Source organism: Zoogloea sp., assembly GCF_041904905.1.
GTDB lineage: Bacteria > Pseudomonadota > Gammaproteobacteria > Burkholderiales > Rhodocyclaceae > Zoogloea.
Map to the genome: position 1 here is coordinate 15594 of NZ_JAYRMI010000022.1, position 14135 is coordinate 29728.

At 68.4% G+C, this 14135-nt stretch carries 13 protein-coding genes; 5 read left to right on the plus strand and 8 right to left on the minus strand.

What is annotated here, in order from left to right:
• Positions 1-59: 59 nt before the first annotated feature.
• On the plus strand, positions 60-1190 hold the full coding sequence (locus tag ACE3N6_RS08370; RefSeq protein WP_374244729.1) for a JmjC domain-containing protein: 1131 nt from the start codon (positions 60-62) through the stop codon (positions 1188-1190).
• A 617-nt stretch (positions 1191-1807) separates the two neighbouring features.
• Here the strand turns inward: ACE3N6_RS08370 and bamC are convergent.
• The 3 genes from bamC to ACE3N6_RS08385 form a co-directional block, all read right to left on the minus strand.
• Positions 1808-2977: an outer membrane protein assembly factor BamC gene (gene bamC / locus ACE3N6_RS08375; RefSeq protein WP_374244730.1), complete on the minus strand. Its 1170-nt coding sequence runs from the start codon at positions 2975-2977 to the stop codon at positions 1808-1810.
• Positions 2978-3036: 59 nt separating this feature from the next.
• A complete protein-coding gene (dapA, locus tag ACE3N6_RS08380; RefSeq protein ID WP_374244731.1) occupies positions 3037-3915 on the minus strand; it encodes a 4-hydroxy-tetrahydrodipicolinate synthase in 879 nt (292 codons plus the stop codon).
• Between the two features lie 142 nt (positions 3916-4057).
• Positions 4058-4984, minus strand: coding sequence for a histone deacetylase family protein (locus ACE3N6_RS08385; RefSeq protein WP_374244732.1), 927 nt, complete (start codon positions 4982-4984; stop codon positions 4058-4060).
• 134 nt (positions 4985-5118) lie between these two features.
• On the opposite strand from ACE3N6_RS08385, the gene ACE3N6_RS08390 reads away from it, so the two are divergent.
• From ACE3N6_RS08390 to mltB, 4 genes are read left to right on the plus strand one after another with little or no spacing between them, the layout of a single operon-like run.
• Positions 5119-6036, plus strand: coding sequence for an AAA family ATPase (locus tag ACE3N6_RS08390; RefSeq protein WP_374244733.1), 918 nt, complete (start codon positions 5119-5121; stop codon positions 6034-6036).
• On the plus strand, positions 6036-7028 hold the full coding sequence (locus ACE3N6_RS08395; RefSeq protein ID WP_374244734.1) for a DUF58 domain-containing protein: 993 nt from the start codon (positions 6036-6038) through the stop codon (positions 7026-7028). The genes ACE3N6_RS08390 and ACE3N6_RS08395 overlap by 1 nt, the downstream gene beginning before the upstream one ends.
• Positions 7025-8962 carry a DUF3488 and DUF4129 domain-containing transglutaminase family protein gene (locus tag ACE3N6_RS08400; protein WP_374244735.1) on the plus strand — a complete coding sequence of 646 codons (1938 nt, stop codon included), beginning with the start codon at positions 7025-7027 and terminating at the stop codon, positions 8960-8962. The genes ACE3N6_RS08395 and ACE3N6_RS08400 overlap by 4 nt, the downstream gene beginning before the upstream one ends.
• Positions 8959-9993 (plus strand): lytic murein transglycosylase B, encoded by a 1035-nt coding sequence (gene mltB / locus ACE3N6_RS08405; RefSeq protein ID WP_374244736.1) that lies wholly within the window; start codon positions 8959-8961, stop codon positions 9991-9993. The genes ACE3N6_RS08400 and mltB overlap by 4 nt, the downstream gene beginning before the upstream one ends.
• A 21-nt stretch (positions 9994-10014) precedes the next feature.
• On the opposite strand, the gene arsC is transcribed toward mltB, so the two are convergent.
• The 5 genes from arsC to surE form a co-directional block, all read right to left on the minus strand.
• Entirely contained in the window at positions 10015-10368 is a 354-nt protein-coding gene (arsC, locus tag ACE3N6_RS08410; RefSeq protein ID WP_374244737.1) for an arsenate reductase (glutaredoxin), read from the minus strand.
• 31 nt (positions 10369-10399) lie between these two features.
• Positions 10400-11338 carry an RNA polymerase sigma factor RpoS gene (gene rpoS, locus ACE3N6_RS08415; RefSeq protein ID WP_374244738.1) on the minus strand — a complete coding sequence of 313 codons (939 nt, stop codon included), beginning with the start codon at positions 11336-11338 and terminating at the stop codon, positions 10400-10402.
• A gap of 156 nt (positions 11339-11494) precedes the next feature.
• Positions 11495-12496: a peptidoglycan DD-metalloendopeptidase family protein gene (locus tag ACE3N6_RS08420; protein WP_374244739.1), complete on the minus strand. Its 1002-nt coding sequence runs from the start codon at positions 12494-12496 to the stop codon at positions 11495-11497.
• Complete coding sequence (locus ACE3N6_RS08425; RefSeq protein WP_374244740.1) at positions 12493-13152, minus strand: protein-L-isoaspartate(D-aspartate) O-methyltransferase; 660 nt, start codon at positions 13150-13152, stop codon at positions 12493-12495. Before ACE3N6_RS08425 ends, ACE3N6_RS08420 begins: the two co-directional genes overlap by 4 nt.
• A complete protein-coding gene (gene surE / locus ACE3N6_RS08430) occupies positions 13149-13892 on the minus strand; it encodes a 5'/3'-nucleotidase SurE (RefSeq protein WP_374244741.1) in 744 nt (247 codons plus the stop codon). Before surE ends, ACE3N6_RS08425 begins: the two co-directional genes overlap by 4 nt.
• Positions 13893-14135: the final 243 nt, after the last annotated feature.

The following is a 14135-nucleotide window of genomic DNA, read 5'->3' on the forward strand; positions in this document are numbered from 1 at the left end:
AAGGGCGCCATTTTAGCGGCGGGGCGGGCCGATGCAATCCGACGCGCTATAATTACGGGATGACAAACACACTTCTTGGCGGCCTGTCGGTCGAGACCTTCCTCACCGAATACTGGCAAAAGAAACCGCTCCTCGTTCGCCAGGCGGTTCCCGGCTTCACCGGCGTCGTGACGAAGGACGAACTCTTCGAACTCGCCCGCGACCCGGACGTGGAATCCCGTTACGTCACCCACGGCGGCGGCACCTGGGAAGTCATTCACGGCCCCCAGAAGGCGTCGGATCTCAAGCGCAAGAAGCAACCCTGGACGGTGCTCATCCAGGGGCTCAACCTCTTCTGCCCCGATGGCGACGAACTCCTCCACCGCTTCGACTTCATCCCCCAGGCCCGTCTCGACGACCTGATGGTGAGCTACGCCGTCGATAACGGCGGCGTCGGCCCCCACTTCGACAACTACGACGTCTTCCTGCTCCAGGGCATCGGCAAGCGCCGCTGGCTCATCAGCGACCAGGACGACCGCACCCTCATCGAAGACGCCCCCCTCAAGATCCTGCAGGATTTCCGCCCGGTTTACGACTGGGTGCTCGAGCCGGGCGACATGCTTTACCTGCCTCCCCACTGGGCCCACAACGGCATCGCCATCGGCGAGTGCACCACCTACTCCATCGGCTTCCGCTCGCCCACCGCCCAGGAACTCGCCCAGCAGTTCCTCAGCTACCTCCAGGACACCCTCCAGCTCGACGGCATCTACGCCGACCCCGATCTGAAGCGGCAGGCCCATTCGGCCGAGATCAGCGACCAGATGATCGACCGGGTCGCCGAAACCCTCCAGCGCATCACCTGGACCCGGGACGACGTACGCGGCTTTCTCGGCGCCTACCTCACCGAGCCCAAGGCCCACATCTTCTTCGATTCGCCCGACGAGCCGCTTGAGCACGACGAGTTCGTCGACGCCTGCGCCGACGCCGGCTACCGCCTCGATGCCCGCAGCCTGCTGCTCTTCGCCGACGGCCACTTCTTCCTCAACGGCGAACCGGTTCCGGTCGAAACCTCCGATCAGCCCCTTCTTCAGCAGCTGGCCGACGAGCGGCGGGTAGACACAATCGTCGGCCTGTCGGAAGAAGGCATCGCCCTGCTGTACGATTGGTATTGCTGCGGTTTCGCGCACCCATCAAAAAATCTGATGGAATAGCCCCCCAGCTTGACAGGCCTGCCCGACACCGCCGCAGGCCTGTTGCGGCAACGCAACAATGCCTTTATTCAAGCACTTCCTCCGTGGTAGCATACGGGCCAGATCGGGTCCCCCACCTGATTGCTCCTGATTTAAGCTTGTTGTACTTCATTTATCGATAAGGGAAACCAACAATGAAACAATCTCTCCTGGTTGCTGCTCTCGTTGCACTCGCTGTTACCGCTTGCGGCAAGAAGGAAGAGCCGAAGCCCGCTGAAGCTCCGGCTGCTGCTCCCGCCGCTGCTGCCCCGGCCGCTCCGGCTGCTGCCCCCGCCGCCGACGCCAAGCCCGCTGAGGCCGCTCCGGCTGCCGCTGCCCCGGCTGCTGACGCCAAGCCCGCTGAAGCTGCTGCTCCCGCCGCCGCTCCCGCTGCTGCTGGCTCCACCGCCGAAAACGCTGCCGCTGCCGCTGCTGCCAACACCGAGAAGAAGTAATCTTTTCGCTGTTGAAAAAAGCCAACCTGCGGGTTGGCTTTTTTTACGCCCAGCGTCCGGCCGCAAAGCTGGCTTGAGCAACGGGCAGCACAAAAGCAAAGCGCCGGACACTGCCGGCGCTTTGTCTTGCCGCTAACGCGATGCCTACTTCAGCTGTGCGTGGAGCAGCGCCAGGATCTTCCGGGCCGATTCCGACGTATCCGTGCCGCCCTCCCGGGTCAGCACCTTGATGGACGACGAGGCATCCCCACCCTTCACGTAAATCCGGTACTGGTTGCCAGACTGGACTTGCGGCTTGCTGTCGCCACGCCAGAAGGCGAGCTTGGACAGGATGCCCTCATCCTTCTTCGACTTGACGTCGATCTCCGGATCGACATAGCGCACGTAATACAGCCCCTGGGCACGATCCCGGTCTTCGACGGTAAAGCCGACCCGGTCAAGGGCCAGACCGACCCGACGCCACGCGCGATCGAAGCCTTCCTGCACCTCCAGCACCGCAGCGCCGCCTTCCACGTTCTGCAGGCTGGCCTTCTCGGCCTTGGGCACGGCAGCGATCTGCGCCTTCGCGCGCGTCTCGTCCGCACCGAGGCGGACCATCAGCCGCTGCAGAAACTCGGCTTCGAGTTCGGGATCGGCCGGGCGAGGCTGCCAGATGGTCTGGGTCTTCGCCTCGTTCGGGTAGATTTCCATCATGCCCCGGTGGCTGATGTAGATCTCGACGGTACCCGGCTCGTTGCCGGCCTCCAGCCGGGTGCGGTATTTATCCCGCTCCGGGGTGGAGTAGACGCCATCGATGACCTTGCCAAGGGTGCGGCGGATGATGTCATCCTGGATCTTGGCCCGGTTCTCGGCCCAGTCGGTCTCCATCACACCGATCTCGGGGCTGTCGACGTTGAGGATGAAACCGTTCTCCTGCCAGAACTCGCGCACCTGCGGCCACAGCTTGTCGGCCGAACCGGGAACCACCAGCCAGCGCTGGGAGCCGGAGCGCTCCACCCGCATCTTGTCGATGGACTGGGGCGCCACCGCGACGGCGCCCGCAGCCGTCGCGCCCGTGGCCCCGGCCTGCCCCGAACGCTCGGCGCTGTAGGCGGAGTACGTGGCGATACCCTTCGGATTCACGTCGGGGACGGCATAGCGATCGTCCGCAGTGGGGGCGGTAAGATCGGGCGGCACCTCGAGCGTGGGACGCTTGGCGGTGGCCGCAGCGCTCTTGTAGTCGATCTTTTTCGATTCCAGCAAGGAACCGGAGCATCCGGCAAGCGCGAACGCGACGATCACCGTCGCACCGGAAGCCAACTTTCGGCTTTGCATTCGTAACCCTCGGGGTTGGGAAAACCAGTCCTGGTTTGACACGCTCAGATGCGAGCGCTTCAGACTTCGATGCCGGCCTGACGCATGGCCTCGCGGACGCGGCCATGGAAGGACTCGGACAGCGGGGTCAGGGGGAGGCGGATGGCGTCGCCGATCAGCCCCATCTGCGCCACCGCCCACTTCACCGGGATCGGGTTGGCTTCGCAGAAGAGGTCGCGATGCAGCTTGACCAGCCTGGCGTTGAGATCGCGGGCGCGCGGGCCGTCGCAGGCGATGGCCGCGGCGCACATCTCGTGCATCAGGCGCGGCGCCACGTTGGCGGTGACCGAGATGGTGCCGTGACCGCCAAGCATGATGAAGGCCATCGCGGTCATGTCGTCGCCGGTGTACAGCGCGAAATCCTTGGGGGCGCGGGCGATGAGGTCGCAGGCGCGGTCGATGCTGCCGGTGGCGTCCTTGATGCCGATGATGTTGGGGATCTCGGCCAGGCGCAGGGTGGTGTCGTTGGCGAGATCGGCAACGGTGCGGCCCGGCACGTTGTAGAGGATCATCGGCAGCGGGCTGGCTTCGGCGATGGCGCGGAAGTGCCGGTACATGCCTTCCTGGGTCGGACGGTTGTAGTAGGGCACGACCGACAGGCCGGCCACCGCGCCCGCCTTGCGGGAGAACTCGGTGAGTTCGATGGCTTCGCGGGTGGAGTTGGCGCCGGTGCCGGCGATGACCGGGATGCGGCCCGCGGAGTGTTCGACGGCCACGCGGATGAGTTCGCAGTGTTCTTCGACGTTCACCGTCGGCGATTCGCCGGTGGTGCCGACGACGACGATCGCATCGGTGCCTTCCTTGATGTGGAAGTCGATCAGGCTGCGGAAACGGGGCAGATCCAGGCTGCCATCCTCGAGCATCGGCGTGACGATGGCGACAATCGAACCGGTAATCATGGGCTATCGGGAGAGAGGGAAAGTTGAATATTGTACCCAATCACTTCCGGAAGGATAGACGGGCGCAAATTGCTGTTACCAAAACAGGGGGGAGGTAGCCGGGAAAAGCGCGGCGAAGCAGACGCCTCGCCGCGCGGCCGGATCAGAGATCGGCGAGGGATTTGATGTGGGCGACGACGCTGCGGGCCAGCGACGACAGGGAGTAGCCACCTTCGAGCATCGACACGATGCGACGCCCGGCGGTCTCGGCGGCGACCTTCTTGAGCTGCTCGGTGGCCCAGATGTAATCCGCCTCGACGAGCCCCAGGGAGCCCATGTCGTCCTCGTAGTGGGCATCGAAACCGGCGGAGATGAAGATCATCTCGGGAGCGTGGTTGCGCAGGGCCGGCACCCAGATGTCGGAGACGATCTCGCGGAACACATCGCCCCGAGAGCCAGCCTTGACCGGCACGTTGACCATGTTGGGCGCCGGGTTGTCGGCGCCGCTGTAGGGGTAGAACGGGTGCTGGAAGATGCTGACCATCAGCACGCGGGGGTCGTCCTTGAAGATGTTCTCGGTGCCGTTGCCGTGGTGCACGTCGAAGTCGATGATGGCGACGCGCTTCAGGCCGTGTTCTTCAAGGGCGTGGCGGGCAGCCACGGCCACGTTGTTGAAGAAGCAGAAGCCCATCGCCTTGTCGGCCTCGGCGTGGTGGCCGGGCGGGCGGATGGCGCAGAAGGCGTTCTCGACTTCGCCGGAGATCACCAGATCGGTGGCGAGGATGCCGGCACCTGCGGAGCGCAGCGCGGCTTTCATGGTGTTGGGGCACACCGCGGTGTCCGGGTCGAGGTGGCGGATGCCGTGCTCGGGCACGCTGGCCAGGAGTTCCTCGACATGGGGGCGCGGGTGGGCGCGGGAGATCTGGTCCACGCTCGCCATCGGCGCGTCGTGGAAGGAAAGGTACATGTCGAGACCCGCGGCGATCAGGCGGTCGTTGATGGCGGCCAGCCGCTCGGGCGACTCCGGGTGATGCTCACCCATGTTATGAAGCCAGCAGTCGCGGTGTGTGATGAATGCAGTACTCGTCATTGAAACCCTCCCCTCGCGAAACCTCGCAGAAGCGCGTTGATTGTTGTAGCAGACCGCGTTGGCAAGGCCGCACAGCCTGCCCGCTGTTGTGGAATCATTATCCACTTAACCCGTCCCCGAAAAAAGCCTCCGCCATGCCGATTCACATCGTCCGACGTCTCCTCGAATCCGCCAGCCGCATCATCCTCGGCAAGGATCATGCCCTGCGGCTCGCCCTGGCCTGCGTGCTCGCCCGCGGCCACCTGCTGATCGAGGACATCCCCGGGGTTGGCAAGACGACCCTCGCCCACGTGCTGGCGCGCCTGCTGGGCCTGCAGTTTCAGCGCATCCAGTTCACCAGCGACATGCTCCCGGCCGACATCGTCGGGGTGTCGATCTACGACCAGCGGGACGCCGCCTTCCGCTTCCACCCGGGGCCGGTGTTCGCCCAGCTGGTGCTGGCCGACGAGATCAACCGCGCCACCCCCAAGGCCCAGAGCGCGCTGCTCGAGGCCATGGAGGAACGCCAGATCAGCGCCGAAGGCCAGACCTGGCCGCTGCCCCTGCCCTTCTTCGTGATCGCCACCCAGAACCCGGCCGAGCAGATCGGCACCTTCCCGCTGCCCGAGAGCCAGCTCGACCGCTTCCTGATGCGCCTGTCGCTGGGCTACCCCGATCGGGCCGCCGAGCGCGCCCTGCTGGCCGGCGAGGACCGCCGGGAGCTGATCGCCCACCTGCCGGCCGAACTCGCCCCCGGCGAGCTAGACAGCCTGTTCGCCGCCGCCCGGGCCATCCACGCCGGGCCGCGGCTGCTCGACTACGTCCAGGCCCTGCTCGCCGAAAGCCGCGACGGCGCCGGCTTCGCCCTCGGCATGTCACCCCGCGCCGGGCTGGGGCTGCTGGCCGCCGCCCGGGCCTGGGCGCTGCTGGCCGGCCGCGACCACGTGCTGCCGGAAGACGTGCAGGCGGTGCTGCCCGCCGTCGCCGGCCACCGCCTGCGCGCCGCCGACGATGCTCCCCTGCCCCCCGACGCGCTGGTGCGGCGCCTGATCGAAGCGGTGCCGCTGCCCTGATGCCCCCCCTGCCCCGTTTGCGCGAGCGCCTCCGGCGCTGGCTGTTCCGGGTCGGCGGCCCCGAGCCCGCGCCGATCCACCTGGGCCAGCGGCGCATCTTCGTGCTGCCCACCCGCTTCGGCCTCGCCCTTGGCACCACCCTGCTGGCGATGCTGCTCGGGTCCATCAACTACGGCCTCAGCCTGGGCTTCGCGCTCACCTTCCTGGTGGGCAGCGTGGCCTGGATCAGCATCCACCACGCCTTCCGCAACCTGGTGGACCTCACCGTGACCCCCGGGCGCTGCGACGCCGTCTTCTGCGGCACGCCGGCCCGCTTCGGCGTCGTGCTGCACAACCCCACCCTGCGCCAGCGGATCGGCCTGAAGATCTGGCCCACCGGCGTCCCCAACGACGACGCCCCCTTCAACGTTCCCGCCGAAGCGAGCGCCGCCCACGAGGTCGCCGTCCCCACCCACCAGCGCGGCTGGCAGCAACTGCCACGGCTCACCCTCGAAACCCGTCACCCCCTCGGCCTGATCCGCGCCTGGAGCCTCCTCCAGCCAGACCGGCAATGCCTGGTCTACCCGGCCCCGGAAGCCGACGCCCCGCCCCTGCCCTACGGCGAAGACCCGCGCCCCGGCCAGGGTGGGCGCCGCCGGGGCCGGGACGACTTCTCCGGCCTGCGCCATCACCAGCCGGCCGATTCGCCCCGCCATGTGGCCTGGAAGAGCGTGGCCCGCGGCGGCCCGTGGCGCACCAAGGAGTTCGAAGGCGCCGGCAGCCAGGCCGTATGGCTCGACTGGCAGCACCTGCCGCCGGCCCTGGGCACCGAAGCCCGCCTGTCCCGCCTCGCCCGCTGGGTGCTGGAGGCCGACGCGGCCGGCATCGACTACGGCCTGAGCCTGCCCGGCACCCGCTTCGCGCCCGCCCGCGGCCCGGCCCACCGTCACGCCTGCCTCGCCGCGCTGGCCCTGTTCGGCCTGCCCCCCGGCGCGCCGGAGGTGGCCCCATGAGCCTGCGCCCCGAGCAGATCGGCTGGCTGCTGGCCCTGGCAACGGTCACCCTCGCCCCCCATTTCGGGCACCTGCCGCCCCTCATCGCCGCCGCGGCCGCCCTGCTCGTGGGCTGGCGGGCCCTGATCGCCGCCGGCGGGCGCCGTCTGCCCCACCGTCATGTGCTGGCGGCGCTGGCCGTGGCCATCGTCGCCGCGGTGCTCGCCGAATACCGCCACTTCTTCGGCAAGGACCCCGGCGTGGCCCTCCTCGCCGGCCTGCTCGGGCTCAAGCTCCTCGAAACCCGCGAGATCCGCGACGGGCGCTCGGTGGTGCTGCTCAGCCTGTTCCTGCAGCTCACCCAGTTCCTCTACGAGCAGGACATGGCGGTGGCCGCGCTGGCCCTGCTCGGCGCCCACGCCGCGGTGGCCAGCCTGCTCGCGCTGCAGAGCCGGGCTCCCGCCTCGCCCCGCGCCCGCGCACTGGAGGCCGGCCGGCTGCTCGTCCAGGCCGCACCCCTGATGCTGATCCTGTTCCTCCTCTTTCCGCGGGTGCAGGGCCCCCTGTGGGGGCTGCCGGCCGACGCCTTCAGCCGCATCGGCGGGCTCTCCGAGAGCATGACCCCGGGCGATCTGGCCCGCCTCGGCGAATCGGCCGAAATCGCCTTCCGGGTCGACTTCCAGGGCGACCCGCCCCCCGCCGCCGAACGCTACTGGCGCGGCCCGGTGCTCACCCGCTTCGACGGCCGCACCTGGCGGGCGGGCGTCCTGCAGCTGGCCGACCGCCCGCCCTACTCGCCCCAGGGCACCGCCTACGCCTACGCGATCACCCTCGAACCCCACAACCAGCTCTGGCTGCTGGCCCTCGACTTTCCGGCGGTGGCGGCGGGCACCCGCATCTCCAACGATTTCCAGCTCCTCGCCCGCGAGCCCGTCCAGGCCCGGCGCCGGGTCGAGATCGTCTCCCACCCCCACACCCCGGTCGGGCTGGACGAATCGGATCTGGTGCTGCGTCAGGCCCTCGACCTCCCCCCGCGCGCCAACCCGCGCAGCGTCGAACTCGGTCGCCAGCTGCGCGCCCGGGCCGCCACCCCGGCCGCCATCCCCGACCTCGCCATCCGCCATTTCCGCGACAGCGGCCTGCGCTACACCCTCGACCCGCCGCCCCTCGGGCGGGACGACGTGGACAGCTTCCTGTTCGACACCCGCCAGGGCTTCTGCGAGCACTTCTCGGCCGCCTTCGTGGTGGTGATGCGGGCTGCCGGCGTGCCCGCGCGGGTCGTCACCGGCTACCAGGGCGGCGAGATCAATCCGGTCGATGGCACCCTGGTCGTCCGCCAGTCCGACGCCCACGCTTGGGCCGAAGTGTGGCTGCCCGGCCAGGGCTGGGTGCGGATCGACCCCACCGCCGCCGCCGCCCCCCAGCGCATCGAGAACGGCCTCGCCGCCGCCCTGCCCGACAGCGCCCGGCTGCCCCTGTTGGTGCGCGCCGACCTGGCCTGGCTGCACGGCCTGCGCGACCGCCTGGACGCCCTGAACAACCGCTGGAACCAATGGGTTCTCGGGTACAATCCGGCCCGCCAGCGGGACCTGCTGTCCGGCCTCGGCTTTGGCAACCCCGATTGGCAGACCCTCGCGGCCCTGCTCGCCGGCGGCTGTGCCGCGGTGATGGGCGGGCTGACCCTGTGGGCCCTGCGCCGGCGCACCTCGGCCGACGCCATCGACCGCAGCTGGCAGCGCTTCTGTCGCCAGCTTGCCGGCGCCGGCCTGCCGCGCCACAGCTGGGAAGGCCCCGTCGATTACGCCGCCCGCCTTGCCCGCGAACACCCCGAGCTGGCCGACCGGGTATCCGCCATCGCCACCGACTACGCCCGCCTGCGCTACGGCTCCGGCCCCGCCGACCCGGAGCGCCTGAAACGTTTCCACCACGCCACCAAAAGCTTCCGCCCCCGATGAACACCCCGACGCCCCGCCCCGGCCTTGTGCCACTCCTGCTCGCGGGCCTGCTTTCCCTCTTCGTCACCGGCGCCCGCGCCGAACGCTACGCCGACCGGCCCGAGGCCCGGCAGTTCATCGACGAGATGAGCCAGAAACACGGCTTCGACAAGGACGCGCTGACCTACCTCTTCCGCCGCGCCGAATACCTGCCCTCGGTCATCAAGTACATCTCGCCGCCCAAAGACCCCGGCGTGCGCTCCTGGCAGCGCTATCGCGGCCGCTTCATCGAGCCGGTGCGCATCAAGGCCGGCCTCGCCTTCTGGAATCGCCACGAGGCCACCATCAAGGCCGCCAGCGACAAATACGGGGTGCCCGAGGAGATCATCGTCGGCATCATCGGCGTCGAGACGATCTACGGGCGCAACACCGGCAACTACCAGGCCCTGTCGGCCCTGTCGACCCTCGCCTTCGACTACCCCCGCCGGGCCGAGCTGTTCCGCGGCGAACTCGAAGCCCTGCTGCTGATGGCCCGCGAGCAGCACCGCGACCCGCTGGACTACCAGGGCTCCTACGCCGGCGCCCTGGGCCTGCCCCAGTTCCTGCCCAGCAGCGTGCGCAACTACGCGGTGGATTTCGACGGCGACGGCCAGATCGATCTGCTCAACAGCCCGGCCGACGCCATCGGCAGCGTGGCCCGCTACATGCAGATGCACGGCTGGGAGAGCGGCGCGCCGGTGGCGGTACGCGCCAGCCTCGAAGCCGGCGCCAACCTGCCGCCGCTGATCGCCAACGACATCAACCCGGCCTTCGACGCCGCCACCCTGGCCAGCCACGGCGTGAAGGCCGCCGACGGCAGCGCGCCGTCCGGCAAGGCCGCCTTCGTCGAACTGGTGACCCCGGGCGAAGACAGCGAATACTGGCTGGGCTACCAGAATTTCTATGTCATCACCCGCTACAACCGCAGCAGCTTCTACGCCATGTCGGTGTTCCAGCTGGGCGAGGCGGTGAAGGCCGCGCGGACGGCGACTCAGATCGGCAGCCGGCGCTGATGCCGGCGCCCGGCGGGGCAGTCAGGCGAGGAGTTCCAGCACCTTCTCGGGCGGGCGGCCCACCACGGCTCGCTCGCCGCGCACGGCGATGGGCCGCTCGATGAGGATCGGGTGCGCCACCAACGCGTCGAGCCATTCGTCCTCGCTCAGGCTGCGCCCCTCGTATTCGGACTTGTAGATCTCCTCGCCCTTGCGGACGATGGCCTCGGCAGGCAGGCCAAGCTTTCTGAGCAACGCCGCCAGCTCGTCCCGGCTGGGCGGGTGCTTGAGGTATTCCACCACCTCCAGCGGCACGCCCTGCTCTTCGAGCAGCTGGCAGGCGCCGCGGCTCTTGCTGCAGCGGGCGTTGTGATACACGCGCACGGTTTCGGTCATACGGGCTGGCTTCCGGGAAAATCGCGGGGGATTAGAGCAGGACGTCCTTCGACACGCCCCGACGCTTGATGATGCGCCGCAGCTGGCCAAGGGCCTCGAGCTGGATCTGGCGCACCCGCTCGCGGGTGAGTTCCAGGCTGTCGGCCAGCTCTTCGAGGGTCTGCACCTCGCACTCGTCGATGCCGTAGCGGTGGCGGATCACCAGCCGCTGCTTCTCGCTCAACTGGTTGATCCAGTCCCGCACCAGGCTCCCCACCTCCAGATCGTGGATCTGCACGTCGGGGGTGTCGGCCTCCTCGTCGGCCAGCGATTCGCCGATCGAGAGGGTCGGGTCGATGTCGAGGGGGGCATCCAGCGAAGCGGTGTGCTCGTTGAGGGCGAGGATGGCCCGCACGTCGTCCACCGGACGGGCCAGCTCCCGGGCCACATCCTCGACGGTGGCGTCACCGTTGCTGGCCGCTTCGAGCTGGCGCTGGCAGCGCAGCACCTGATTCAGCTCCTTCACCACATGCACCGGCAGCCGGATGGTGCGCGACTGGTTCATGATCGCCCGCTCGATGTTCTGGCGGATCCACCAGGTGGCGTAGGTGGAGAAGCGGAAGCCGCGCTCGGGATCGAACTTCTCGAGGGCGTGGATGAGCCCGAGGTTGCCCTCTTCGACCAGATCGAGCAGCGGGATGCCGCGGTTGAGGTAGTGCTTGGCGATATTGACGACGAGGCGCAGGTTGCGCTCGATCATCGTCTGGCGAGCGAGGAAGTTGCCCTCGCGGACCTGCCGCGACAGGGACAGCTCCTCGTCGGCGGTGAGCAGCGGGTTGACGCCGATCTCGTTGAGGTAGAGCTGGGTGACGTCGCCGAGGAAATCGGAATCGAGCGACGAGGCGACTGGCGCTTCGAGAAAGACCTCTACCTCCGGAGGGAGATCCGGCTCGGTGTTATCCATCTCCTCCGGCACTGCCGAATCGAACATGACGCCCTCGCTGTCTCTTGGGGGAGCAACACCGGCAGGCCCCATCGCGCCTGCCGACCGTCCGGTATCCACCCAAAAGCCGGCAAGGGTGAAATCCGGCGTCTATAGTCTTACTTATCCTGCCCTGCCCCGCTTCACCCCCCAGACCCGCCGGAATCAGCGGGGAGGTAGATATTTACCCGGATCGACCGGCTTGCCCTGCCGGCGGATTTCGAAGTGAAGCTTGGGCCGATCGCTATCGGTATCGCCAAGTTCGGCGATCTTCTGACCCTTCGTCACCGCCTGCCCCTCCTTGACCAGCAAGGTCTGGTTGTGGGCGTAGGCGCTGAGGAAGCTGTTGTCGTGCTTTACGATAACCAGTTTGCCGTATCCGCGCAAACCGGTGCCGGCGTACACCACCCGGCCACCCGCCGCGGCGAGGACAGGATCGCCATGCTTGCCGGCGATATCCACGCCCTTGCTGGACGTTTCATTGAAACCGGAGATGATTTTGCCGGAACTCGGCCATGCCCAGTCAATTTTTTCGCCGGCAACCGGCTCTGGCCTGGCTTCGGGTTTGGGCTCGGGCTTCGCCTCCGGCTTTGCTTCGGGTTTGATTTCCGGCCGGGCCTCGGGCTTCGGCTCGGGCCGGGGCTCGACCTTCGCCACAGTGACCGGCGCCTCGGGCTTCTGGGCCTGGGCCCAGGCCTGCTCGGAGTACGGCACCTTGCCGCCCTTCGGCTCGCGGCGCACGCCGTCGGCGGTTGTGCTGGGCGCCGGCGTCACCGGTCGCACCTCGACGCCCGAGCTGGTGGACACCGGCCGTGTCACCGCGCCGGATTCAGGCGGACGGACACGCAGTTCCTGCCCCACCTCGATCAGGTTGGGGTTCTCAAGGCCGCTCCAGGCGGCGATGTCGCGGTAGTTCTGGCCGTGGTCGAGGGCGATGCGGATCAGGGTGTCGCCAGGCTTGACGATGTAGAAACCGGGGCGGGCAACCCGCGGCGGCGGCGCCGGCTGCTCGGCCGGCGCGGAAGCCGTAGCCCCCGGACGGGTGCGGTCGGCGACGGGCGCAGGCGCCTTGGAGGCGCAGCCAGCCATCGTCAGGATGACGGCAAGCGCAGCGGGAACACGGGCAAACTTGAAACGGGACAACATCATTCGGTTGGGGTCAGTCATTCTGTGCCCGGCAACAGCGGCACGAAGCGTACCGCGCTCAGGCGTGTTTCTCGGAGGCCGCGGGACGTGCGCTCGATGAGCACGAGGGTCTGGTCGGCCGCGCCCACCGGCAGGATCAGCCGGCCGCCCTCGGCCAGCTGCTCGGTGAGGGCCGGCGGCACCTTGGGTGCGGCGGCGGCAACGATGATCGTGTCGAAGGGCGCGGCTTCCTTCAGGCCGACGCTACCGTCGGCATGTTTCAGGCGGACGTTGGGCAGGCGCAGGTGGCGCAGATTGTTGCGCGCCCGGTCGAGGAGCAGACGCAGCCGCTCCACCGAATACACCTCGGTCGCCACCTGGGAGAGCACCGCGGCCTGATAGCCGCAGCCGGTTCCGACCTCGAGCGTCTTGCCGAGTTCGCGGCCGGCGCGCAGCAGCTCGATCATCCGCGCCACCACGAAGGGCTGGGAGATGGTCTGCTGCAGGCCCAGGGGCAGCGCGGTATCTTCGTAGGCGCGGGTGGCCAGGGCTTCCTCGACGAACAGGTGACGGGGCACGGCCATCATCGCGGCGAGCACCTTCTCGTCGCGCACGCCCTGCTCGCGCAGACGTTCGACCATCCGCGCGCGGGCGCGCTGGGCGGTCTGGAGCGCCGTCCGGAGGACCTCGCTGGTCATTTGCCCAGCCAGTCGCGGACGCTGTCGATCTGCCCGTAATGGGTGAGATCGATCTGCAGCGGCGTGACCGAGACGTAGCCGTTGGCCACCGCGTGGAAATCGGTGCCCTCGCCCGCGTCCTGGGCGCTGCCGGCGGCACCCACCCAGTAGACGGTCTCGTTGCGGGGGGTGAGCGACTTGATGGTTGGCTCGGCCTTGTGGCGTTTGCCGAGACGCGTCACCCGGATGCCCTTGATCTGGTCGTAGGGCAGGTCGGGCACGTTGACGTTGAGCAGCGTGGGCTGGCGCACCGGGTCGCGCTGGAAGCGCTCCACCAGTTCGCGGGCGATGCGCCCCGCCGCGCTGAAATCCGATGCGCCCTTGGCCACCAGCGAGATGGCGATGGCCGGCACGCCGAGCAGGAAGCCTTCGGTGGCGGCAGCGACGGTGCCCGAGTAGATGGTGTCGTCGCCCATGTTGGCGCCGTGGTTGATGCCCGACACGACCATGTCCGGCAGCGTGTCGAGCATGCCGGTGACGGCCAGGTGCACGCAGTCGGTGGGCGTGCCATTCACGTAGTGAAAGCCGCTGGCGGCCTTGCGCAGGGACAGCGGACGGTCGAGGGTGAGGGAGTTGCTGGCGCCGCTGCGGTCGCGCTCCGGGGCCACCACATCGATCTTGCCGACCTCGGCAAGGGCCGCGGCAAGGGCCTGCAGGCCAGGGGCGAAATAACCGTCGTCGTTACTGAGCAGAATGCGCATGAAGGAACCGGAGTCAGGCTTGACAGGATGGGTGCTGGCTCGCCAGGACCCACCTCCCGAACAGGAAGAAGCCCGGGTAGACGGCAGCACGCGACGCACCTTGAATAGTCGTCGAGTTTAGCAGAGTCGGCTCCGCACCTGCTAGGCGCAAACCCGGGCCTGGCGCCATGGCGGATCGATGCCGTCGGCGCCCCGCCGGGCCGGCCTGCCAGCTGCCCGCGGGGTTGAAAATATTGTTGGCGC

Coding starts and splice junctions, on each gene's coding strand:
- ACE3N6_RS08370 (WP_374244729.1), top strand. CDS start 60: ATGACAAACACACTTCTTGGCGGCCTGTCGGTCGAGACCTTCCTCACC.
- bamC (WP_374244730.1), bottom strand. CDS start 2,977: ATGCAAAGCCGAAAGTTGGCTTCCGGTGCGACGGTGATCGTCGCGTTC.
- dapA (WP_374244731.1), bottom strand. CDS start 3,915: ATGATTACCGGTTCGATTGTCGCCATCGTCACGCCGATGCTCGAGGAT.
- ACE3N6_RS08385 (WP_374244732.1), bottom strand. CDS start 4,984: ATGACGAGTACTGCATTCATCACACACCGCGACTGCTGGCTTCATAAC.
- ACE3N6_RS08390 (WP_374244733.1), top strand. CDS start 5,119: ATGCCGATTCACATCGTCCGACGTCTCCTCGAATCCGCCAGCCGCATC.
- ACE3N6_RS08395 (WP_374244734.1), top strand. CDS start 6,036: ATGCCCCCCCTGCCCCGTTTGCGCGAGCGCCTCCGGCGCTGGCTGTTC.
- ACE3N6_RS08400 (WP_374244735.1), top strand. CDS start 7,025: ATGAGCCTGCGCCCCGAGCAGATCGGCTGGCTGCTGGCCCTGGCAACG.
- mltB (WP_374244736.1), top strand. CDS start 8,959: ATGAACACCCCGACGCCCCGCCCCGGCCTTGTGCCACTCCTGCTCGCG.
- arsC (WP_374244737.1), bottom strand. CDS start 10,368: ATGACCGAAACCGTGCGCGTGTATCACAACGCCCGCTGCAGCAAGAGC.
- rpoS (WP_374244738.1), bottom strand. CDS start 11,338: ATGTTCGATTCGGCAGTGCCGGAGGAGATGGATAACACCGAGCCGGAT.
- ACE3N6_RS08420 (WP_374244739.1), bottom strand. CDS start 12,496: ATGACTGACCCCAACCGAATGATGTTGTCCCGTTTCAAGTTTGCCCGT.
- ACE3N6_RS08425 (WP_374244740.1), bottom strand. CDS start 13,152: ATGACCAGCGAGGTCCTCCGGACGGCGCTCCAGACCGCCCAGCGCGCC.
- surE (WP_374244741.1), bottom strand. CDS start 13,892: ATGCGCATTCTGCTCAGTAACGACGACGGTTATTTCGCCCCTGGCCTG.